The 21,919-nt window shown below is 70.8% G+C and carries 18 protein-coding genes, 1 tRNA gene, 1 other RNA gene and 2 riboswitches; of the genes, 10 read left to right on the top strand and 10 right to left on the bottom strand.

Translation table 11 applies throughout. The features are described 5' to 3' along the window. Positions 1 to 3: 3 nt before the first annotated feature. From Q7C18_RS10500 to Q7C18_RS10485, 4 genes are all read right to left on the bottom strand, one after another. Positions 4 to 897, bottom strand: coding sequence for a transporter substrate-binding domain-containing protein (locus tag Q7C18_RS10500; RefSeq protein ID WP_311025357.1), 894 nt, complete (start codon positions 895 to 897; stop codon positions 4 to 6). Positions 898 to 1,211: 314 nt separating this feature from the next. Next, a complete protein-coding gene (gene recR / locus Q7C18_RS10495; protein ID WP_070159174.1) occupies positions 1,212 to 1,808 on the bottom strand; it encodes a recombination mediator RecR in 597 nt (198 codons plus the stop codon). A gap of 83 nt (positions 1,809 to 1,891) precedes the next feature. After that, complete coding sequence (locus Q7C18_RS10490; protein ID WP_311025356.1) at positions 1,892 to 4,930, bottom strand: DNA polymerase III subunit gamma and tau; 3,039 nt, start codon at positions 4,928 to 4,930, stop codon at positions 1,892 to 1,894. A 118-nt stretch (positions 4,931 to 5,048) separates the two neighbouring features. Beyond that, entirely contained in the window at positions 5,049 to 6,101 is a 1,053-nt protein-coding gene (locus Q7C18_RS10485) for an acyltransferase (RefSeq protein WP_311025355.1), read from the bottom strand. A 184-nt stretch (positions 6,102 to 6,285) separates the two neighbouring features. On the opposite strand from Q7C18_RS10485, the gene Q7C18_RS10480 reads away from it, so the two are divergent. Beyond that, positions 6,286 to 7,062 carry an O-methyltransferase gene (locus Q7C18_RS10480; RefSeq protein ID WP_311025354.1) on the top strand — a complete coding sequence of 259 codons (777 nt, stop codon included), beginning with the start codon at positions 6,286 to 6,288 and terminating at the stop codon, positions 7,060 to 7,062. A gap of 33 nt (positions 7,063 to 7,095) precedes the next feature. On the opposite strand, the gene thiC is transcribed toward Q7C18_RS10480, so the two are convergent. Beyond that, positions 7,096 to 8,907, bottom strand: coding sequence for a phosphomethylpyrimidine synthase ThiC (thiC, locus tag Q7C18_RS10475; RefSeq protein WP_311025353.1), 1,812 nt, complete (start codon positions 8,905 to 8,907; stop codon positions 7,096 to 7,098). Further along, positions 8,904 to 9,010, bottom strand: a riboswitch (TPP riboswitch). Its footprint overlaps the gene before it by 4 nt. Before the next feature lie 130 nt (positions 9,011 to 9,140). Then, positions 9,141 to 9,225, bottom strand: a tRNA-Ser gene (locus tag Q7C18_RS10470). Positions 9,226 to 9,391: 166 nt separating this feature from the next. On the opposite strand from Q7C18_RS10470, the gene ffs reads away from it, so the two are divergent. The 7 genes from ffs (at position 9,392) to Q7C18_RS10435 (ending at position 14,977) form a co-directional block, all read left to right on the top strand. Beyond that, an RNA gene (gene ffs, locus Q7C18_RS10465) (signal recognition particle sRNA small type) lies at positions 9,392 to 9,488 on the top strand. A 77-nt stretch (positions 9,489 to 9,565) separates the two neighbouring features. Then, positions 9,566 to 10,096, top strand: coding sequence for a hypothetical protein (locus tag Q7C18_RS10460; RefSeq protein ID WP_311025352.1), 531 nt, complete (start codon positions 9,566 to 9,568; stop codon positions 10,094 to 10,096). Between the two features lie 208 nt (positions 10,097 to 10,304). Next, positions 10,305 to 11,996: a thiamine pyrophosphate-binding protein gene (locus Q7C18_RS10455; protein ID WP_311025351.1), complete on the top strand. Its 1,692-nt coding sequence runs from the start codon at positions 10,305 to 10,307 to the stop codon at positions 11,994 to 11,996. Between the two features lie 103 nt (positions 11,997 to 12,099). Then, positions 12,100 to 13,428: a sensor histidine kinase gene (locus tag Q7C18_RS10450; RefSeq protein WP_311025350.1), complete on the top strand. Its 1,329-nt coding sequence runs from the start codon at positions 12,100 to 12,102 to the stop codon at positions 13,426 to 13,428. Continuing rightward, positions 13,419 to 14,084 (top strand): response regulator transcription factor, encoded by a 666-nt coding sequence (locus Q7C18_RS10445; RefSeq protein ID WP_070158972.1) that lies wholly within the window; start codon positions 13,419 to 13,421, stop codon positions 14,082 to 14,084. Before Q7C18_RS10450 ends, Q7C18_RS10445 begins: the two co-directional genes overlap by 10 nt. Further along, a complete protein-coding gene (locus Q7C18_RS10440) occupies positions 14,081 to 14,422 on the top strand; it encodes a hypothetical protein (RefSeq protein WP_311025349.1) in 342 nt (113 codons plus the stop codon). The genes Q7C18_RS10445 and Q7C18_RS10440 overlap by 4 nt, the downstream gene beginning before the upstream one ends. Positions 14,423 to 14,497: 75 nt before the next feature. Further along, positions 14,498 to 14,977: a DUF4097 family beta strand repeat-containing protein gene (locus tag Q7C18_RS10435; protein WP_311025348.1), complete on the top strand. Its 480-nt coding sequence runs from the start codon at positions 14,498 to 14,500 to the stop codon at positions 14,975 to 14,977. Positions 14,978 to 15,092: 115 nt separating this feature from the next. On the opposite strand, the gene metE is transcribed toward Q7C18_RS10435, so the two are convergent. Both metE and Q7C18_RS10425 read right to left on the bottom strand, forming a co-directional pair. After that, the gene (metE, locus tag Q7C18_RS10430; RefSeq protein ID WP_311025347.1) at positions 15,093 to 17,528 is read right to left on the bottom strand and encodes a 5-methyltetrahydropteroyltriglutamate--homocysteine S-methyltransferase; all 2,436 of its coding nucleotides are present in this window, start codon (positions 17,526 to 17,528) and stop codon (positions 15,093 to 15,095) included. 183 nt (positions 17,529 to 17,711) lie between these two features. Next, a complete protein-coding gene (locus Q7C18_RS10425) occupies positions 17,712 to 18,716 on the bottom strand; it encodes a methylenetetrahydrofolate reductase (RefSeq protein WP_311025346.1) in 1,005 nt (334 codons plus the stop codon). Between the two features lie 62 nt (positions 18,717 to 18,778). Continuing rightward, a riboswitch (SAM riboswitch) is annotated at positions 18,779 to 18,918 on the bottom strand. Between the two features lie 185 nt (positions 18,919 to 19,103). Here Q7C18_RS10425 and Q7C18_RS10420 point away from each other — a divergent pair. Both Q7C18_RS10420 and Q7C18_RS10415 read left to right on the top strand, forming a co-directional pair. Continuing rightward, positions 19,104 to 19,820 carry a thermonuclease family protein gene (locus tag Q7C18_RS10420; RefSeq protein ID WP_311025345.1) on the top strand — a complete coding sequence of 239 codons (717 nt, stop codon included), beginning with the start codon at positions 19,104 to 19,106 and terminating at the stop codon, positions 19,818 to 19,820. A 35-nt stretch (positions 19,821 to 19,855) separates the two neighbouring features. Next, the gene (locus Q7C18_RS10415) at positions 19,856 to 20,386 is read left to right on the top strand and encodes a LytR C-terminal domain-containing protein (RefSeq protein ID WP_311025344.1); all 531 of its coding nucleotides are present in this window, start codon (positions 19,856 to 19,858) and stop codon (positions 20,384 to 20,386) included. A 94-nt stretch (positions 20,387 to 20,480) separates the two neighbouring features. Here Q7C18_RS10415 and Q7C18_RS10410 read toward each other — a convergent pair whose 3' ends face one another. Continuing rightward, positions 20,481 to 20,858 (bottom strand): hypothetical protein, encoded by a 378-nt coding sequence (locus tag Q7C18_RS10410; RefSeq protein WP_311025343.1) that lies wholly within the window; start codon positions 20,856 to 20,858, stop codon positions 20,481 to 20,483. 102 nt (positions 20,859 to 20,960) lie between these two features. Further along, complete coding sequence (locus tag Q7C18_RS10405) at positions 20,961 to 21,899, bottom strand: hypothetical protein (protein ID WP_311025342.1); 939 nt, start codon at positions 21,897 to 21,899, stop codon at positions 20,961 to 20,963. Positions 21,900 to 21,919 lie beyond the last annotated feature (20 nt).

Below are 21,919 nucleotides of genomic sequence, written 5' to 3'. Positions count from 1 at the left end.
GGCTCAGTCCTCGAGGTACTGCTCGGTCAGCTCGGCAGGGTCTTCGTCGCAGAGCTGCTGGGCGGTCAGGTCGCTCGGGGGCATCTCATCCTCGGTGAAGCCGAACTCGCTCACCAGGTCGAGGTACTCGCCGGACTCCTTGAGGTCGCTCAGGTGCTCGTTGAACTCCTCGAGCAGCTCCTCGTCGTCGGGACGGAAGGCGTGGGCGCCCACGGAGAGCTCGTGGGCGAAGGAGTCGGTGACCTCCACGCCGTCCTGGTCGCCCGCCATGGTCTCCAGGGAGATGGCCGTCAGGGCGAAGACGTCGGCGCGGCCGCCCTGGACGAAGTCGATGCCGTCATCGGCGGAGTCCACGGTGTCGTGATCGACGCCGACCTCATCCATGTAGCCGGACTCCACGGCGCCGCTCAGCGCGATGACGTCAAGGTCGGCGTCGGCCAGGTCCTCGAAGTTGTGGACGTCGTGCGGGTTGCCCTCCTCCACCAGCAGAGCGGTGGTGTAGACCAGCTCCGGCTCACCGAAGGCCGCCTCGGCGCAGCGCTCCGCGTTGATGGACATGCCCGCGGAGACCACGTCCCAGTGTCCGGCGCTCAGGCCCGGGATGAGGTTGCCCCACTCGGGCTCCTCTTCGATGGTGATGTCATAGCCCATGCGCTCGCCGAAGATCTCCTCCGCCACGGCGATGGTGGCGCCGGTGGGCTCGCCGGTCGCCTCATCGATCCACGAGTAGGGCTCTTCGCCGAACAGCGCGATGGTCAGCGCCTCGCCGGCGGCCTCGCCGTTGCCGTCACCGGTGGTGTCGTCGGTGTCATCGCCGTTGCCGCAGGCGGTCAGGGCGAGCAGCGCGGCGGCGCTGAGCGCGCCGGCCTTCACTGCCAGGGAAGTTGTGGTGGCCATGCGTGAATACCTCATCCTGTGGTGTCCGTCGTCGATGCGAGTGAGCACGCGCTGCGCACTCGTTCTCACGCTAGTGACATCTAAAGGATTTGGAAACTGTTTTCTGCCCGGATTGATTAGTTGTGACGCCCGTCCAGCCCCCGGGGAATGCCCTGAGGAAAAGAATCACGATATGGGTGCCAGGTGGACGGACTCCCGCGACGGCGGGGGTGTGCGCAGGGCCCTATGGCCTCTGGAAAGCAGGTGTGATGTCTTCGTCGGAATGAAACATCACGCTTGGATAACGTTCTCGCCGCAAGGGCGCCAGGGCGGGGTCAGGAGAGGCTGCGGCGTCCCTCGAAGGCACGTCCGAGGGTGACCTCGTCGGCGTACTCGAGGTCGCCCCCGACCGGCAGGCCCGAGGCCAGCCGGGTGAGGGAGATGCCCAGTGAGCCCAGCATGCGCACCAGATAGGTGGCAGTGGCCTCGCCCTCCAAGTTCGGATCCGTGGCCACGATGACCTCCTGGACCGTGTCGTCGGAGAGACGGTTCAGCAGCTCGCGGATGTGCAGCTGCTCCGGCCCGATGCCGGCGATCGGATTGATGGAGCCGCCGAGCACATGGTAGAGCCCGCGGAAGGAACGGGTCCGTTCGATGGCCATGACGTCCTTGGACTCCTCCACTACACAGATGATGGAGCGGTCCCGTCGATCGTCCTGGCAGATGCGGCAGGTCTCCTGCTCGGAGACGTTGAAGCAGATCTGGCAGAACTTCACCTTCTCCTTCACGGAGACGATCGCCTCCGCGAGCCGACGCATGTCTTCGGTGTCGGCCTCCAGGATGTGGAAGGCCACGCGCTGGGCTGACTTGGGCCCGATGCCGGGGAGCCTGCCGAGCTCGTCGATCAGGTCTTGGACTGCACCCTCATACACGGTCAGGACGCGCCTTTCTCAACGGGGACGGGACGGGCGGCACGATGACGGCGGAACGCGCAGATGGCCGGATGAGCGTCAGTCTACTGGGGGCCCTCGCCCAGCCGACGCTCCTCGAGCAGGGTGCCGTCGAGGATGCGTTCGATCGCCTTGCGGCCGAACACCGTGGACTCCTCCACGGTGATGTCGTCGTCGCTGGGGATGTCCTCGATCTCCGGGGCCGGAGCGGCTCCGGGCCCAGCCTCGCTGCGGGGGCCGGCTCCCGCTCCGGGGGCCGCACCTGGGGGAGGGCCCTGGTCGTACAGGGGGTCGGGCGGCGGAGGAGCGTCGTCCCAGCCCGGGGGCTCGGCCCCGGCCGCCCTTTTGGCCATCCGCTCCTTGATGGCTGCGATCCGGCCGGACGCTCCGGGTGAGGTTCCCGACGGCGCGCCGTTGCGTTCCGCGCGCGGGGCCGCCGAGGCTGGGCCCACCGCCTCCGCGGCGGGAGCACCGGGTGCCGGGGCCCGAGAGGAGCCGGGCCGGGAGCTGGACGGCCGGGCGAACACTGGCACCCGAGGCTTCGTCGCGGACTCCTCCGTGGAGGTCGGATCAGGGGACTGCTCGGACTGCGGCCCGGGCTGCGGAGTGGGATCAGGAAGAGGGTCCGGAGCGGGAGTCTGGGCGCGGGACACGTCGATGTCGGATGCGTCCATTCCCGCTGTCTCGACGCTGGGCACCCGAGCGGTGGTGGGCCCATAGGTGGGGTCGGTCAGCTCCACGGGGTCGGTGGCCGCACCGGCCTCCGAGGGGGAGTCGGCAGACAGGGCGGAGCCGGCCGGGTCGCCGCTGGGCTGACCGTTCCACGCCGGGTGGGGCGAGGGCGGGGCCTGAGGCGGTTCGGGATCGGCGTCGTAGGGCTCCGGCGTCTCCTCGGCCATCCAGGCCGGGGCACCGTCCGATTCGTGCCCGGTGGGGCTTGCGGGGCCCGCCTCGACGGGCGCCGGGCGTGCGGGGGCTTCTGCCGCCGGCGGCGTGGTCTGCGCATGGGAGCTCCAGGTGCCGGGCTGTGGCGGGTGCTGCTCACGAGGCAGGCTCGAGCCGTCCGACCCAGCAGGCGCGGGGTCCGGCTGCGCTGAGGGTGCCGGCGTCGGCCGGCTAGGACCTTTTGGGGACTGACCAGCTGCCGGGGGAGCACCTCCAGTGATGAGGTCGAAGCTGACCTGCAGGCCCAGGACCTGCTGGATGGCGGCGTTGAGGGCCTGGTCACCGCGTCGGTTCGCGAAGGTGGAGCGGGCGCCGTCGTTGGTGAACGCGATCGTGAGGGTCTGACCGTCGAAGCCGGCCACCGAGGCGTTGTCCTTGACCAGCATCCACAGCAGTCGCGACTGGGAGGCCAGCTGTTGGACGATCTCCGGCCAGGCTCGGCGCATCATCTCCGCCCGGGACCCGCTGGGGGCCGCGCCCTGCGGTGCGGCAGGGTCGGCCGGCGCGTGAGGCGGTGCCGAGTCGGCAGGACCGGGCGCGGTGGGTACCGGCGCGGTGGGTCCCGGCTCGGTGGGTTCCGCCTCGGTGGGTGCGGGCTCAGCGGACGGTGTGGCTCCGGGAGCAGCCGAGGGCACGCCTGCCGGAGCGGCAGCCTCCTCGGTGGGACCCTCGGGCCTGATCGTCTGCGCTGCCGGCGCCTCCGCGAAGCGGGAGGACTCAGCTCCTGGGCGCGGGACGCCGGGGGTGGCCCAGCCATCGTCGTCGGCTGCGGGTGCGGAGGCCGCCGCGGGTGCAGCGGCGGCAGCAGGGTTCGAGGCCGCGAGGGGCTCGGCCGCCGGAGCCTGCGCAGGAGCCTGCCCGGAAGGCGGCGCCGACGTCGGCGCGGGAACCGTCTCAGAGGCAGGTGGAGCTGCGGATGTCGGCTGAGCTGCGGATGTCGGCTGGGCCGCGGTCTGGGTGGGATCCTCGGCGGGAGGGGTCGTTCCGGAGCCGGAGACGAAGTCCACGCGCCGCTCCAGACGCTCGAGCCGCGCGGCCAGGCTGGAGGTTCCCTGATCAGCATGCGGCAGCAGCAGCCGGGCCATCAGCAGCTCCAGGTGCAGCCGCGGTGAGGTCGCCCCCACCATGTCGGTCAGCGCCTGGGCGGTGATGTCCGCCGCTCGCGAGAGCTCCGCGGAGCCGACCTTGCCCGCCTGGGCCTGCATGCGGCGGATCTGGTCGTCCGGGACGCCGCGCAGGATCGACCCGGGCGAGTCCGGCACCGACTTCACGATGATCAGATCCCGCAGCCGCTCCAGCAGGTCCTCGACGAAGCGTCGCGGGTCCTGACCCGACTGCACCACGCGGTCGACCACGGAGAACGCGGTGGAGCCGTCCAGGCCCGCCACCGCGTCGACGACGTCGTCCAGCAGCGCGCTGTGGGTGAAGCCCAGCAGGGCTACGGCCCGGTCATAGTCCAGCCCTGCCTCGGTGGATCCGGCGATCAGCTGGTCCAGCACGGAGAGCGTGTCACGGACCGAGCCGCCGCCGGCGCGGATCACCAGGGGCAGCACGCCGTGCGCCACCGGCACCCGCTCCTGCTCGCAGAGCCGCTGCAGATAGTCCAGCAGCGGCTCCGGCGGCACCAGCCGGAACGGGTAGTGGTGGGTGCGGGAGCGGATGGTCCCGATGACCTTGTCCGGCTCCGTCGTGGCGAAGATGAACTTGATGTGCTCCGGCGGCTCCTCCACGATCTTCAGCAGCGCGTTGAAGCCGGCCGCTGTGACCATGTGAGCCTCATCGATGATGAAGATCTTGTAGCGGTCCCGCACCGGGGCGAAGGTGGCCCGCTCCCGCAGATCGCGGGCGTCGTCGACACCGCCGTGGGAGGCCGCGTCGATCTCGATCACGTCCAGCGATCCCGGACCGCCGGTGGCCAGGTCCCGGCAGGACTCGCAGTGTCCGCACGGGGTGCCGGTGGGGCCCTCCGCACAGTTCAGGCAGCGGGCCAGGATCCGGGCTGAGGTGGTCTTGCCGCAGCCGCGCGGCCCGGAGAAGAGATAGGCGTGTGAGACGGCGTCCTTGCCCAGTGCCGTGACCAGGGGTGCGGTGACGTGCTCCTGGCCGATCACATCGGCGAACGTGTCGGGGCGATACCGGCGGTACAGGGCTGTGCTCACAGTGAAGAACCTTACCGTCTGGGTGGGACACATGCATTCGGCCGGTCAGGCGGCCAGCGCGTTCACGGCGGCGCCGACACACCGGGAGGACCGCCCCGGGCGGCCCGGGATCAGGGCTTCAGCGGCCGACGTCGGGCGTCGCCCCAGGCGTCGGAGTGGCCGCCGGGGCGGACTTCTGACGTGCTGCGCGCTCCTTGAGCCTCGTCGCCACCTGTTTCTGCCGCGGGTAGACGTAGAGCCACGTGGTCCAGGGCCGCAGCCACACCATCAGCAGCGTGAGCGCCAGGCCCAGCACCGTGGTGATGCCGACGTGCCAGATCGGAGCGACCTCCATGCGGGCGAGCACCCGGTGGATGACCACCAGGATCGGGAAGTGCGCCACATAGACCACGATCGAGCTGCGGCCCGCCCATTCGAAGAACGCCGAGATCCTGCCGCGTGGGAGCCGCGGAGCCAGCCAGAGGATCACGCCCAGGCCCAGCAGCGAGATCCCGGCGGCCTGCCAGGTGCCCATCCGCAGCGCCAGGTCCTCCCGGCCCAGATGGGAGAAGACCGCGGCGACGACGGCCATGGCCACCACCAGCATCCAGGGGGCCCGCAGCCACCGGTCCATGTACCGGCAGGCCCAGGCGCCGAGGAAGAAGAACGCCCCGTAGTACAAGGTCTTGTGGGGCAGCCCCGACGGGACCTCCATCAGCACGACGGCGGCCATCATCGCCGCCGAGATCAGCAGGAAGGGGAGCTTCTGCAGCAGGGCGGCCAGCGTGTAGCAGATGATCAGGGCCAGCAGGAACCACAGATAGTCGCCGGTGATCCAGTAGGACAGCTCGAAGGGCCCGTTGCGGTAGACGAACACCCCGTAGAGCACCATCCACACGGCCGCCGGCCAGACGATGGCCGCATACTTGCCCCACAGGTACTGGGGCAGCGGCTTGGCCAGCGAGCGCGGCAGCAGCATTCCGGACAGGAACATCAGCAGCGGCATCCGGAACGGCTCCAGGTACCGGTTGGTGAGGATCCATTCGCGGATGCCGGAGCCCGTCGACGTCGGGATGGACGCCGCGTGGAGGATCACCACCAGGATCACCGCCACGCCGCGGAGCAGGTCCATCCACTGCATGCGGCTGCTCGCGGGGGACTGCGCCGTGATCGGGCTGCTGGGTGTGGACATAGGTGTGTGCAGGTTCCTGGTTCGGGGAGGGAGGACTGCAGGAAGTGTACCGGTCCGTCCCGTCCAGATCCTGGAAGTTCCCTGAACGTGCTGGTCGACGGTGCGTGCCGGGGCTCGACCGCGGGGGACGGCGGCGGCATCCGTGCCCTTCCCTCCGTCCTGACGGGGACCTAGGGTGACGACCATGGACACCTCTGATGCGCACACCACCGCTCCTGACCGCACCCCGGCTGAGATCCCGACGCCGTCGTCGTCACTGGCTCGCTCCGGTCCCGACGTCGGCGCCCCGGCGGCCGCCGCCGTCGACGCCTACGTGGAGCAGACGGTGGCGCGCCCCGGACCCGAGTTCGCCGAGGTGCAGCGTCGGGCTGAGGAGGGCGGGCTGCCTGCGATCGAGGTCTCTGCCGCGCAGGGCAAGCACCTGGAACTGATGGTGCGCATCTCCGGGGCGCGTCACGTGCTGGAGGTCGGCACCCTGGCCGGGTTCTCCACCCTCTGGATGGCCCGAGCCCTGCCCGCCGAGGGGCGCCTGGTCACCTGTGAGGTGGAGCCCCACCACGCCGACGTCGCTCGGGCCAACCTGGACGGCGCCGGCGTGGGGGAGACGGTGGACATCCGCGTGGGCCCCGCCGAGGACACGCTGCTGAGCCTGGTGGACGAGGTCGCCTCAGGGGCCCGTCCGCCGTTCGACCTGGTCTTCCTCGACGCCGACAAGGCCGGCAACCCCCGCTACCTGGAGCTGGTGATGGAGATGGTGCGGACCGGGAGCGTCATCATCGGGGACAACGTGGTCCGCGGCGGCGCGGTCCTGGACGCCGAGTCCGAGGCCCCGGACGTCCAGGGCATCCGCCGCTTCCTCACGCTGCAGGGTCAGCACCCTCGCCTGGAGGCCACCGCCGTGCAGACGGTCGGGGCCAAGAGCTGGGACGGGTTCAGCCTGGCCGTGGTCACGGACGGCTGAGGCGGTTCCCGCCCTCGTCGAGCGGGGCGCGGCTCAGGACTCCGCGGCTGCTCCGGGCGGCCCCACCGGGATCTCCGGCTGCAGGTAGACGCTGCCCCCGGCGGCGGCGAACTCCCGGCTCTTGGCGGCCATGCCCTGCTCCACGATCCTGCGCTGGTCCTCCGCTGAGCCGAACTCGTCGCGGATGTCCTGGGAGATCCGCATGGAGCAGAACTTCGGTCCGCACATGGAGCAGAAGTGGGCGGTCTTCGCAGGCTCGGCCGGCAGGGTCTCGTCGTGGAACGCCTGGGCGGTCTCCGGGTCCAATGCCAGGGCGAACTGGTCCTTCCACCGGAACTCGAAGCGGGCCTTGGACAGCGCGTCGTCCCGCGCCCGGGCGGCCGGATGTCCTTTGGCCAGGTCCGCGGCGTGGGCGGCGATCTTGTAGGTGATCACCCCGGCCCGGACGTCCTCGCGGTTCGGCAGCCCCAGATGCTCCTTCGGGGTGACGTAGCACAGCATGGCGGTGCCGTAGCGGGCGATCTCGGTGGCCCCGATCGCGCTGGTGATGTGGTCATAGCCCGGGGCGATGTCGGTGACCAGCGGCCCCAGCGTATAGAACGGTGCTCCGTGGCAGAGCTCCTGCTGACGCTCCACGTTCTCTCGCACCAGGTGCAGGGGGATGTGGCCCGGGCCCTCCACCATGACCTGCACGTCGTGCTCCCAGGCCCGGCGGGTCAGCTCCGCCAGCGTGTCGAGCTCCGCGAACTGGGCCTCGTCGTTGGCGTCCGCGATGGAGCCGGGACGCAGCCCGTCGCCCAGGGAGAACGCGACGTCGTAGGCGGCGAAGATCTCGCACAGCTCGTCGTAGTGCGTGTAGAGGAAGTTCTCCTGGTGGTGGGCCAGGCACCAGCCGGCCATGATGGACCCGCCGCGGGAGACGATGCCGGTGACGCGCTCGGCGGTCAGCGGCACATGGCGCAGCAGCACTCCGGCGTGGACGGTCATGTAGTCCACCCCCTGTTCGCACTGCTCGATCACGGTGTCCCGGAAGACCTCCCACGTGAGGGCCGAGGCGTCGCCGTCGACCTTCTCCAAGGCCTGGTAGATCGGGACCGTGCCGATGGGCACCGGGGCGTTGCGCAGGATCCATTCTCGGGTGGTGTGGATGTCATCTCCGGTGGAGAGGTCCATGACGGTGTCCGCACCCCACCGGGTGGACCACCGCAGCTTGTCCACCTCCTCGGCGATGGAGCTGGTGACCGCCGAATTGCCGATGTTGGCGTTGATCTTCACCAGAAACTCCCGTCCGATGACCATCGGCTCGGACTCCGGGTGGTTGATGTTGTTCGGAATGATGGCCCGCCCGGCCGCCACCTCGGCGCGCACCTTCTCCGCGTCACAGCCTTCCCGCAGGGCCGCGTAGCGCATCTCCTCGGTGATGACGCCCCGCCGCGCGTAGTGCATCTGGGTGACCTTCCTCCCCGGAAGGGCGCGGCGCGGCACGGGACGTCTGCCGCGCCACTCGTCGCTGGCCGCCCCGCGACGCACCGCCGAGCGGCCGTCGTCGTCGAGGTGACGCCCCCGGCCGGTGTACTCCGCGGAGTCCTGCCGGGAGAGGATCCACGGTTCGCGGAACGGCGGCAGCCCGTCCAGCGGGTCGCCGCCGGGGCCCGCCGTCCGGTAGGCCTCGAACGGCTCATTGGCGGAGCCGTCCGGCGAGTCGTGCAGGTGGATCCGGGTGACGGGGACCTCAAGGCCGGAGCCGTCGGTGATGCTGGCCCGCTCGTGGGCGGGGTGAGCCTCCTCCGTGGGGGAGGCGGTGGTGTTCGCCGAAGGGGCGGTGCGCACAGAGAAATCGCTCATGATGAGCCCTCACTTCCTACGCCGGCATGACCCGGTCAGGTTCGACGGTCCAGGCGTGCATCGCCTGATCTCAGCCCCTGCAGGGGCACCCGTGTGGACTCGATGAGCGTAACGCACCTCACGACGCCGGCGTCGGCGTGTGACGAGGTGGCCTGGGGCGATGTGCCCCGAAGGGGTCGCTCGGAAGACGAAGGAAGGCCCCCGGTCTGTGACCGGGGGCCTTCTCATCAGGGCGGAGGATAGGGGATTTGAACCCCTGAGGGTGTGAACCCAACACGCGTTCCAAGCGTGCGCCATAGGCCGCTAGGCGAATCCTCCTTCACCGCTCGATCCGCAGGTGCGAACACCTGGCGTCGCGAGGGCAGGCTCCATGCTAGCGGACAATCCGGGCAGAATGCACATCGAGTCCGGATCCATGTCCTGAGGGCCCGGCAGAGGGCCGCGCCCGGTTGGCGCCGGCGGCGATCTCCGGGCTACGATGGTCCCCGGCCCCACGTGTGGTGTCATCCTGCTGAACTCCCCCAGGACCGGAAGGTAGCAAGGGTAGGTGGGCTCTGGCAGGTGCACGTGGGGCCACTTCTGTCTTCACGGCTGCTGCCTTCAGGGTCCGTCCTGAGGATGATGACGGCGCCGATGCCGGCCGCGTAGCGTCGAAGCCATGACGACCCACGCGCCGACCAGGACCTCGTCCAGGACCTCATCCCCGCTGCTGGAGATCTGCCGCAGTCCGGCGGGCCAAGGAGTGCTCACCGGAGTGAGCGGACTCGTGCCCGTCCGTCGCTATCCACGCTGGCTGCGTGGCACGCTCGTCTGGGCCCCGACCCTGCTCGTCGCCGCCGCCGGATTCGCCCCCGAGCGGGTCCAGCAGGCCGCCCGCGCCGCCGGTGTGGACCTGGATCAGGAGACCGGTGACTCCGCTGATGAACCCGCTGGTGACCCCATTGAAGACGGGGGTGACGAGGGTTCGGGCGAAGGCGCCGCGCCCCTGCCGGCTCGTCTGGGCCTCGGCCTCCTCTGTGGGGCCGCCACCTACGGTGTCATGCGGATCAGCCTGTGGTCCGACACGGCCCTCGAGTCGGCTCTGCGAAAGGCTCACGTCCCCGCTCCTCGCCTGGTCATGGCCGCAGCCGGCGGCGTGGCCGCCTGGGGTCTGGCGGAGCGGGAACGGCGTCAGGCAGGCGCCGCCTGAGGCGACCGGCGGTCCCCTGCGGAGGGGCACACCGCCTCACGTCGGGCCCCTCGCCCTGGTGCTGAGCGGGCCGATTCCCTGAGACACGGGTCTGTCGCCTAACGTTTCCGTACAGGGAAGGAATGCGCCCCGTGATCCGGGGCGCCCTCACCACCACCGATCTGCGGCCGCCCACAAGGCGCGCCGCCCCTCACGGAAGGCGAACCCCATGCCCGACACCCGGTCCACCCCGAACGTCCCCACACCGCCCGGCTACACGATCGGGGACTACCTGCTCGACCGTCTCGCCGAACTGGGCCTCACCGAGCTCTTCGGCGTCCCCGGCGACTTCAACCTCAGGTTCCTCGACCACGTGGTCGCCCACGAGACCATCCGCTGGGTGGGCTCCGCCAATGAGCTCAACGCCGGCTACACCGCCGACGGCTACGCCCGCATCCGCGGCATCGGCGCCTTCCTGACCACCTACGGGGTCGGCGAGCTCTCCGCCATCAACGCCCTGGCCGGGTCCTACGCGGAGTCCGTGCCGGTGGTCCAGATCGTCGGCGCCCCGCCCAAGGAGACCCAGGCCTCGGGCCGGAAGATCCACCACTCGCTGGGTGACGGCGACTTCAAGCACTTCCTCCGCATGGCCGAGGAGGTGACCTGCGCGCACGCGGACCTCGACGCCGCCACCGCCACCTGGGAGATCGACCGGGTGCTGCGCGACGTCGTCTTCCGCCGCCGCCCCGGCTACCTCATGCTGGCCGCCGACGTCGCCGAGGTCCCTGCCTTTCCGCCCACCGAACCGCTGACCACCGACCTGCCGGTGACCACGCCCGGGGCGGAGGCTGCCTTCGAGGAGGCCCTGCGTCGGTTCCTGCCCGGTCGCCGCACCGCCGTGCTCGCTGACCTGCTGGTCCACCGCCTCGGCGCCACCGAGGAGCTCGCCAGCTTCCTGGGGGACACCGACCTGCCCTTCGCCACGCTGGCCTGGGGCAAGACCCTGGTGGACGAGTCGGATGAGAACTTCGTGGGCATCTACGCCGGCGCTGCCTCCCAGGACCGTGTCCGCGACGTCATCGAAGGTGCCGAAGCGCTGATCACCCTCGGCGTGGAGTACACCGACAACACCACTGCCGGGTTCTCCATGGACCTGGACCCCGCCCGGATGGTCGACGTCACCCGCTTCGGCGCCCGCGTCGGTGACGAGCTGTTCACCCCCATCTCCCTGGAGCGGGCGCTCGCCGTGGTGCACCGGGTGGTGGCCGACCTCGACGACGTCGTCCCCATGCCCGCCGCACAGGCGCCCGAGCCGGAGGCCCCGCGCCACCCGGCCGAGGGCCCGCTCACCCAGAACGGAATGTGGGAGATCCTGGCCTCCCAGCTGGAGTCGGAGAACATCGTGGCCGCCGACCAGGGCACCAGCTACTTCGGCATGGCCACCCACCGGTTCCCGGCGAAGTCCACCTTCATCGGCCAGCCCATGTGGGGCTCCATCGGGTACACTCTGCCTGCCATCCTCGGGGCAGGCCTGGCCGACCGCAGCCGCCGGCCCATGCTCCTGATCGGCGACGGCTCCGCCCAGCTGACCATCCAGGAGATGGGCGTGATCATCCGGGAGAAGCTGCCGGCTGTGATCGTGCTGGTCAACAACGACGGCTACACCGTGGAGCGCGCCATCCACGGCCCCGATGAGGTCTACAACGACATCGCCCCCTGGCGGTGGGAGCTGGTGCCGCAGCTCTTCGGCGCCGCGGAGGAGGACCACCTCTTCCGCAGGGCCACCACCGAGGCCGAGCTGCTGCAGGCCTGCCAGGACGCCATGGAGAACCGCGACAAGCTGGTGTTCATCGAGGCCGTGACGCACCGTGACGACATCCCGCAGCTGCTGGAGGACGTGGCCAACGCCCTGAAGCGCTGACTCTGGCCCGCCATGATGCCCGGTCCGGGTGCAGTTTTCTGCACCAGGACCGGGCAGCTGCCCGGCTCGCCGTCCCCGCCCAGGCCGCTTAGGCTCGAAGATGATGACGACGACACCGCAGCCCCAGGCCAGCGCGGCGCCCGACGACGGCGTCCGGCTCAGCCTGCGGGCTCGGCTGGAGCGGATGGTCACGGAGCTGATCTCCCTGACCACCGGGTGGCTGGTCTGGATGCTGCCGATGACGGTGTTCCTGCTGCTGTGGCGGTTCCTGGCCTCCAGCCCCGGAGCGGCCGACCCCGGCCTCCTGGGCGGCATCGACTGGCGGCCCCTGGCGGCTCGCGTAGTGGCCACCGTCACGGTCATGGTCGTGGCCCTCCCGGCGGCGGCGCGCATCGCGGATCAGCTCCAGGTCTCTCGAGCCACCCACCTGCTGGGGGAGACGCTGAATCCGCCGCCGACCCCAGACGGTCTGCCCTGGTGGCGCTGCCTGATCATCCGGAAGAACGACCGGACCAAGCCGGGCATGCTCGGCCGGTCCCTGGGCGGTGCCGTCGTCTCCAGCCTGCTGGCCGTCGTCGCGGTGCTCTCCACGGTGACGGCGACGGTGCTCCTGCTTCTGGCCCTCACCGGGGACCGGCTGCTCTCGCGCTCCACCCTCTTCGGCGATATGGCCGGCCTGCTGCTCGGACTGCTGGCCGCGGCCACGCTGATCGCCTCCCCGTGGATCATCCATGGCCTGAGCGAGCTGGATCGGCGCCTGCTGCGCACCTTCTACGGCACCGACGAGGCCGCCCAGCTGCAGGCCCGCATCCGACGTGCCGATCAGGCACGCTCCGACGCAGTGGACGCCGCCGATGCCGAACGACGCCGGATCGAACGCAACCTCCACGACGGCGCCCAGCAGCGGCTGACCGCGCTCGCCGTGGACCTGGGCCTCTCTCGCCGCATCCATGCCGAAGACCCCGAGGAGCTGCGCGAGACGCTCGTCCGCGCCCAGGGCGAGGTGACCTCGGCCCTGCAGGAGATCCGGGATCTGGTGCGCGGGCTGCACCCGGCGGTGCTGGAGGACCGCGGGCTCGACGCCGCCGTCTCCGGGCTCGCCGATCGCGCGCCCTTCCCCGTCGCCGTGGAGGTCGACGTCGCTCCGCGCCCGGCCGTGAGCGTCGAGGCCGTGGCGTACTTCGTCGTGGCCGAGGCCCTGAACAACGCGATGCGCCACGCCGCACCGCGCCGGGGGCAGATCACCATCCTCCGTGAGGGGGACGAGCTGCGGGTCGCAGTCGAAGACGACGGCGCCGGGGGTGCGGACCCGGAGTCCGGCACAGGGCTGACCGGGCTGCGCCGCCGCGTCAACGCGGTCAACGGACGACTGGAGATCCGCAGTCCTCAGGGCGGCGGAACCACGGTGACGGCGGTGCTGCCATGCGGGTGATCATCGCGGAGGACTCGGTGCTGCTGCGCGAAGGGCTGGTGCGCCTGCTGACCCACGACGGCATCGACGTCGCGGCCGCCGTCGGGGACGCCCACGCCCTGCTGGAAGCCGTGGCCGCGCACCGGCCCGATCTGGTGATCGTGGATGTGCGCATGCCGCCCACCCACACCGATGAAGGCATCCGGGCCGCTCTGCAGCTGCGCCGGGAGGACCCCGCTCTGGCGGTGGTGGTGCTGTCCCAGTACGTGGAGGAGCGCTATGCGGTGGATCTGCTCACCGGGGAGACCCGCGGCGTCGCCTACCTGCTGAAGGACCGGGTGGCCGACGTCGACGAGTTCCTGCGGACGGTGCACACCGTGGCCGACGGCGGCACGATCCTGGACCCGGAGGTGGTCTCCCAGCTGCTGACCCGCCGGGCCGGGCGCGACGGCATCGACCTGCTGACCCGCCGTGAACGGGAGGTGCTCGGACTCATGGCCGAGGGGCGCTCCAACGCCGGGATCGCCGCCACGCTGCACCTGAGCGACTCGGCGGTGTCCAAGCACATCAACGCCATCTTCTCCACGCTGGACATCCCGCCGGCGAGCACTGACAACCGACGGGTCCTGGCCGTGCTGACGTACCTGTCCTCCGGCGCGGAGAGCGGACCCTCATGAGCTCGACGACCGACCGGCCATGGCCGCGCAGGCTGTGGGGCGGGATCGGCGCGGTCCTCACCGCGGTGGTGCTGGCCGCCTGTGTGAACCCGTCTCTGGCGGCGATCCTCCAGATGACCTGGCTGGCCGGCGGCCGCGAGCCGGAGCAGATCCAACGCACTCTCGGTGATCCGCAGGATGCGATCTGGTACACCGGCGATGCGCTGCAGATGACGTTCTCCGGGCAGGACCGTGACGGCATGGAGCTGACAGAGAACCTCTACCGGGTGCCCGGAGACCCTTTCACCGAGGTCACCCAGCTCGACGGCGCCACCGCGGTGACGACACGCTGCGGATAGGACTGCGGGACACTGGCCGATCAGGAACTCCTGCTGCCCCGTGGGTCGAACCTCCACGTCGCTTCTGCCGACGGCATGTACTACAGCGTCCAGCACCTGGCCGGGGACCTGGACCTGTGGCTCGCCGGAGGGGACCTCGCCGACGTCGTCGTCGATGGGGAGCCGAAGCCTGTGCTGGGCGAGGTCATGCTGCGCGGTGTCCAGGGCGACGTCGACGTCCGAACGTTCCGCGCCGACGTCTCGGGAAGCTCCCTCAGCGGAGAGGAGATCTCCGTGCGTGCCGGGGAGGGGGAGGTGGATCTGACCCACACCGCACTGCCGGCGTCCCTGGAGGTCCGTACCGGTCGCGGGGACATCAGCATCACCCTGCCGGCCCAGGAGGATCCGCGGCGGTGCACGGTGGAGACCGAGGCGTCAGGGGAGGTCGACGTCGACCTCGGAGAGGGCGCAGCCGACCGGGAGGATGACGCCGAGGTGTCCTGCCGGATCGCCCTGCACACCGGAGACGGCGACATCACCGTCACCAGCGCGCCGCCGCCGTGGGAGCGGGACTGACCACGGCTCGGAGCCCCGGAGCCTGCGCACGACGACGGCGGGCCGGTGTCCGCAGAGCCGAGCTCCGCGGACACCGGCCCGCCGCCGTCGTGATCCTGACCTCACCGCCGGAGCGTCACACCCCGGCCGGGACCCGGGCCAGCTCGGCGCGCACCACCGCGGTGGCGTTGACCAGATGGCGCAGCGAGGCCTCCGTCTCCTCCCAGCCGCGGGTCTTCAGGCCGCAGTCCGGGTTGGACCACACGATCTGCGGGTCCAGCACCTCGGCGGCCAGCCGCAGCCGTTCGATGAGCTCGTCCACCCCGGGCACCCGCGGGGAGTGGATGTCCCACACGCCCGGGCCGATGCCGCGGGAGAAGCCGTGCTCCGCCAGGGCGGTGACCACCTCGAAGCCGGACCGGGAGGCCTCCAGGGTGGTGACGTCGGCGTCGAGGGCGTCGATCGCGTCGATGACGGTCTCGAACTCCGAATAGCACAGGTGGGTGTGCAGCTGGGTGTCCGGCTTCGCCGCGGAGGTCGCCAGGCGGAAGGACTCCACCGACCAGCGCAGATACTCGGGGCGGTGGGCCACCTGCAGCGGCAGCAGCTCCCGCAGCGCCGGCTCGTCCACCTGGATGATCCGGGTGCCGGCGGCCTGCAGATCCTCCACCTCGTCCCGCAGGGCCAGTGCGATCTGGTCGGCCGTGGCGGCCAGCGGCTGGTCGTCGCGCACGAAGGACCAGGCCAGGATCGTCACCGGGCCGGTCAGCATGCCCTTGACGGGCCGGCGGGTCAGCGAGGCGGCGTAGCGGGTCCACTCCACGGTGATCGGGGCGGGACGGTGCACATCGCCGAAGAGGATCGGCGGGCGCAGGCAGCGGGAGCCGTAGGACTGCACCCAGCCGTGGGTGGTGGTGATGAAGCCCTCCAGGTTCTCCGCGAAGTACTGGACCATGTCATTGCGCTCCGCCTCGCCGTGCACCAGCACATCCAGACCCAGGTCCTCCTGGCGGCGGATGCAGTCGGCGATCTGCCCGCGGATGGCCTCCTCGTACCCCTGCTGGTCCAGGGCCCCTCGCCGGTGGGCGGCGCGCACCCGACGGATCTCGGAGGTCTGTGGGAAGGAACCGATCGTGGTGGTCGGCAGCGGCGGCAGGTCCAGAGCCGCCTCCTGAGCGGCCCGGCGGTGCTCGGCGGCGGCCCGGCGGCGGTCCTCCGGCAGCACCTCGTCCAGACGACGGCGCACCGCCTCCACCCGCACCTGCGGGTGCCGTTCACGCAGCCTGCGGCGGGAGGCGTCATCCGCGCGCAGCCCCTCCAGGGCGTCCGGACCTGCAGTGAGATGACCGGCCAGCGCCAGCACCTCGCCGACCTTCTGGTCCGCGAAGGCGAGCCAGCCGGCCACCTGCGGGTCCAGCTGCGTCTCGCGGGCTGCGTCATGGGGGACGTGCAGCAGCGACGTGGAGCTGCTGACCGTCACCGGGCCCTCGTGGCGCTCCCGCAGCTGGTCCAGCAGCCCGGCCGCCCGGGCCACATCGGTACGCCACACGTTCAGCCCGCCGACGATGCCGGCGGCCACGGTCCGTCCGGCAAGCGGCGCCAGGCCCTCCTTCGCCGGCAGCGCGCCGCGCTCCAGGTCGAGGCCGACCGCCTCGACGCCGGCTGCGCCGAGGGCGGCCAGCGCGTCGTCGCCGGCGGTGCCGTAGCTCACCGGGACGAACAGCGCCGGACGCGCTGTGAGCCCGGCGAACGCGGTGTAGGCGGTGCGCAGGCCGGTGACGATCTGCTCCCGCGGGACGTCCCATCCGTCGGAGGCCAGTGCGGGCTCCTCCAGTTGCACCCAGGCGGCACCGGCGTCATGGAGGGCGCCGAGCAGGGCGGAGTAGGCGGCCACCAGCTCATCGAGCCGGTCGAACCGAGACTCCTGGGCGAGGGCGCCGTCGGTGCCGCCGGTGGGGCTCTCGGCGGAGCTGACGGCCTTGGCCAGCAGCAGGAAGCTCACCGGGCCCAGCAGGGTGGGGCGGGGGAGGGCCGCGCCGGCCGTCTCGGCGGCCAGGTCGCGGAAGGCACGGAAGCGCTCGACGACGGCGTCCGTCTGAGCGGAGAAGCCGACGTCGGGCTCGATCTCCGGCACGTAGTAGTGATAGTTGGTGTCGAACCACTTGGTCAGCTCCAGCGGCTCCACCGTGGAGGTGCCGCGGGCCAACGCAGAGACCAGGGCCAGGCCCTCGCCGGTGTCCGGGGAGGTGGCGGAGAAGCCCGCCTCACGGAAGCGCCGCGGCACCAGGCCGAGCAGCACGGAGGCGTCCAGGACCTGATCGATCACGGCGCCGTCGGCCGGGATCGCCGAGTCCGACTCCAGGCCCAGGCCTGCCAGACGGCCCAGGGTGCGGGCGCGGTGAGCGTGGATGGCCTCGCGCAGCGCAGCGACGTCGCCGCCGCGCCAGTGTGCCTCCAGCGCCTTCTTGATCGCCCGATTGGGTCCGATGCGCGGGTAGCCGAGCACGGTCGCCGGCAGGGCGGGAACCTGAGCGGGCGGCTGGTCCTCGGGGCGGGCAGGGGTGGTGGTCATGATGTCTCCTCTGTCAGATGTGTCAGATGTGTCTGGGGTCAGATGCAGGTGATGGACGGATCGCATGGGGTGCCCGGACTGTTCGTCCCGGGTGACGCGGCAGGGCGCACCAGGACAGCCGACCGCGATGCGGTCCGCAGGAATGAAGGGGCCCTGTGCGGCAGGGAGCGGTGCGCTCCGGGGTCAGGACAGCTCGGGCAGGACCCGCTGCTGACGTGCGGCGTCTCGGATCCTCAGGTGATCGAGGATCGCCAGGGCGGCCGGGTGCTGGTTGAAGGTGAACAGGTGGAGGCCGGGACATCCGAGCTCCAGCACCGCGTCGATCAGGTTCAGAGTGGCGGCCACCCCGCGGCGTCGTCGTTCGGCCGGGTCGGCGACGTCGAGGTAGTCGAGCAGGTGCTGCGGCACCGGAACTCCCGAGATCTCCTCCAGGCGTCGCAGCCGCTTGGGGCTGGTCAGCGGGGCCAGTCCGGCGACGACCGGCAGGTGGATGCCCTGGGATCGGGCGTCGTCCACCAGGCGGGCGTAGTCCTCGGGGTCGTAGAAGACCTGGGTGATGGCGTAGTCGGCGCCGGCCTCCTGCTTCTCCCACAGTGCGCACAGGTCCGCCTCGTGGTCCCGGTCCGTGCCGGAGGGCGGATAGGCGGCCACTGAGATGGACACCGGGCGGGCGCCGGGCCCCTCGGGCGGGTCGAGGCGCTCCTGCTCCACCTCCCGGACCAGACGCACCACCTCGGCGGCGCGGTTCAGGCCTGCAGGCTGGTGGATCCACTCCCGGGCACCGCCCGGTGGGTCCCCGCGCAGGGCGAGCACGTCCCGCACGCCGAGGTCCAGCAGCTGCTCCACCGAGCGGCGCACCTGGGCGCCGGTGCTGCCTGCGCCGATGAGATGCGCCATCACGGGGGCGGGAGTGCTCCGGAGCAGGTGCCGGATCACCTCCAGATTCGCTCCCTCGGGCTGGTTGTGGCCGTGGGTGACGGAGAAGTAGTCCGGGCCCGCCTCGGCCAGCAGTTCGATGCTGCGCCAGGGGTCACGGCCGTCGCGGGCAGGCCGCGGCGGGAAGACCTCGAAGGAGATCAGCGAGCGTCGTCGGGTGCGCTGCACCAGATACGAGGTGTGCGGCGCGTGGTCGTCAGATTCCAGGGCGTGCTGAGACAGAGTGCCGGCGGACGGCACGGATGGTGTCATGGAGGGTCCTCCGTGTGGGGCGTTCATCATCGTTCATGAGGCGCCACAGGGAGGCTTCCCCTGCGCCGTGCTTGCCGCTGAAGATAAATCCACCTCGGTGAATATGAGCTTCGCGGCCGGATCGTCATCTGGGGCACCCCGTCACGCGGGAAAGGGTTGCCGACCGGCCAAGCCAGAGCCTGTGTGACCGGTTCTCGTGATCCTTGTGTGGTCTTGACGTTAGCACGGGCCCGTGGTTCGGGGAAGACCCTCGACAAGGGATGACGTTATGTGAACATATTGAGGTGCCTCCTGCACAAACTGGCAGCCAGCGGAGCTCGACGGCCCTGTGGGGGTCCTCGGAGGCCTCCGGGCTCCCTGTCATGGCCTCCGGATACGCTGGTCCCCATGGTCGACCGGTATCTGAAGAATGCGATGCGCCGCAATGCCCGCAAGGCGGTGCGACGCTCCCTGCGCACGGCTTCCCGCGGAGGTTCGGGCGGAGTGTCTGGGGGAGTCTCCGGGGGAGTGTCCGGTGGAGTGTCTGGTGGTGGAGCGGCGGGACGCCGGCGCCGCCGAGGCGGCAGTCAGGGCCTGCTGTGGTGGTTGCTCGGGCTCGTGCTGGTGGTCCTCCTCGGTGCGCTGATCAGCTGGATCCAGAGCCCGGGAGAAGGTGCCGCGCCGTCGCCGTCGGAGGACGGCGAGGTCGCCACCCTCGTGCGCGTGGTCGACGGCGATACGCTCGTCGTGGAGCTGGACGGACAGGAGGAACGGGTGCGGCTGCTGAACATCGACACCCCGGAGTCGGTGCATCCCCATCAGCCGGTGGAATGCCTGGGGCCGGAGTCCTCGGCGCATATGGAGTCACTGGTCGCCCCGGGGGATCCCCTCGTCCTTGAGTTCGACCACGAGCGCACGGACCGCTATGACCGCCTGCTCGCCGGCGTCTGGGCCGATGACGTCCTGCTGAACGTCCAGATGGCCCGGGACGGATTCGGGGTTCCCGTGCACTACCCGCCCAACGACCGGTTCCTCAGTTCCGTGGAGGATGCCTGGTCCCAGGCGGAGGATGACGGCGTCGGGCTCTTCGCCGATGATCTCGACTGCGAACCGGCCCTGCCCTGACGCCCTCGGGGCGGGGCCCGAAATAGGATGGGGGCATGAGCAGCTCCCCGACGCCGGCGACCCGGCGGCAGAAGATCGCCGTCGCAACCAGCACCATCGGCGTCCTGGGAGGGATCACGGTCGGCAGCTGGCTGATGATCGACGGCACCATCGACATTGCGATCGTCGGCGGCGGCTCCATCCCCGCCGGGGAGGACTGTCCCAGCCGCATCCTGTCGCCGGTGGTCCCCGAGAGGGTGCCGGTTCAGGTCCTCAATGCCACCAATGAGCCGGGACTCGCCGGCGACGTCGCCGAGGATCTCACGGATCGCGACTTCCGGGTGGAGGCGGTGGACAACGACTATTTCGCCGACACCGGCTTCGAGGCCATCATCCGTGCCGGTGAGCGAGGGCTGCGGCAGGCCTACACGGTGCAGCACCACATCCCCGGAGCCCTGGTGGACGTCGACGACCGCGACGACTTCACCGTGGACGTGGTCCTGGGCTCCGAGTTCGCCGGCCTGCAGGATGTCGAGGAGATCGAGATGGAGCCCGGCCGGCTGGACTGCGCGGGCTCTGGACGCTGACTCCGCCTGTCGACCGCCGGAGACGACGATGGGCCGCCCCGAGTGACTCGGGGCGGCCCATAGTGTGGTCGCGCTCAGGCGGCGTGGGGGAGGCTCAGGCCTCGGCGGCCTCGGCGCCCTTCCAGCGGCGCGCGCGGATGAACGAGCGCACCCCGGTGATGATGTAGACGATCAGCAGGACGAAGGTGATGGAGCTGACGACGACGGCGGCGGGCCGCTCGGCCTCGCCGGCGAACAGCGCGCCCAGCTGCATCACGTTCATGGAGGTGCCGAAGACGCCGAGCAGCGCCACCACCAGGGCGATGTGGATGCCGACCTTCGCGTTCTTCAGGCCGATGAGGCCGCTGATGAGCAGCACGACACCGAGGATCGCGGGGATCAGCGCGGTCCAGCTGGCGAAGGACGTGGCGATGTAGGCGATGACGCCGAGCAGGATCAGAATCCCGCCCAGGCCGATGGTGATGCGGGGCATGGTGCTCCTTGGGGTCGAGGGGAACGGCTTCTTCTACAGAGTGTAGTAGAACTGAGGGGTCGGCGAGGAGGGGTGATGTGCCGGCTCCCGCCTCTCCGCCTGTCAGCGGACCTTCGTCCAGGTGCCGCAGGACTCCGAGCTGACCACCAGCTGCTCCTGGTCGCCGAGGGTGATCTGCAGCGGTTCACCGAACTCCGGGGCATCGCGGGGGATGAATCCGGAGTCCAGGATGTGGCCGTCCCCGCGCAGGTCCCGGAAGATGTCCCACCAGCAGAGCATCGTGTCCTCGTCCCAGTCCAGTTCATAGGTCCCGGGCTCCACGTGTTCACCGACGACGTGCATGCCGGTGCCGAACTGGGTCTCGGGCCTCTCCGGGACGGTGTCCTCCAGGGGCAGCCAGTCGCCGCAGTCCACCGAGTCGACCACCTCACCGTCCTCCAGGACGGCGATTCCGCGGTCATCGGCCCCCGTGCGCCGCACGGTGGTCTCACTGGCGTCGGCGTAGATCACGTAGAAGCACGTCGCATCCGTCGGGCCCGAGCCGGGGTCCTGGCGGTAGGCGCCGGGCGCGATGTCCTCCCCGACCACGAGCCCCTCGCCGTCCGAGAAGGCCTCGCCCCCGGCGGGGAGGAGGTCCTCATGGGCCGTCTTCTCCGGCCGTGCCTCCGCGCCGAGCAGGCCGACGGCCCGGCCCTCCCGGCTCGCACCCTGGTCGTCGGCTTCCTGGGGTGGTGTTCCCCGGTGGGGGTTGGCGGTCAGGATCAGTCCCCCGACCAGGAGGACCAGCAGCAGGCTCAGCCCCCCGATGACGGCAAGGCCCCAGCGGTACTCCTCGAGGAACCCGCGACTCGAGGACGTTTCCGCAGCCCCGACCCCGAGCTCGGCGTCGGACTCGAGCTCGGCGTCGGCGTCGGCGTCGGGAGCGGGCGACGCTGCGGCGTCAGGGCATGCAGGAGATGCGGCGGAGTCTGGGGATGCAGGAGAGTCGGCGGACTCGGGCGCATCAGACGGCATGGGCTCGTCCGGACGCGCTGTGCTCATCGATCGGTGGTCTCCATCCG

This window comes from Nesterenkonia sp. CL21, assembly GCF_031705515.1.
GTDB classification, from domain to species: Bacteria; Actinomycetota; Actinomycetes; order Actinomycetales; family Micrococcaceae; genus Nesterenkonia; species Nesterenkonia aethiopica.
The sequence above is the reverse complement of the archived record's forward strand: the minus strand, read 5'-3'. Positions and strand labels throughout refer to the sequence as shown.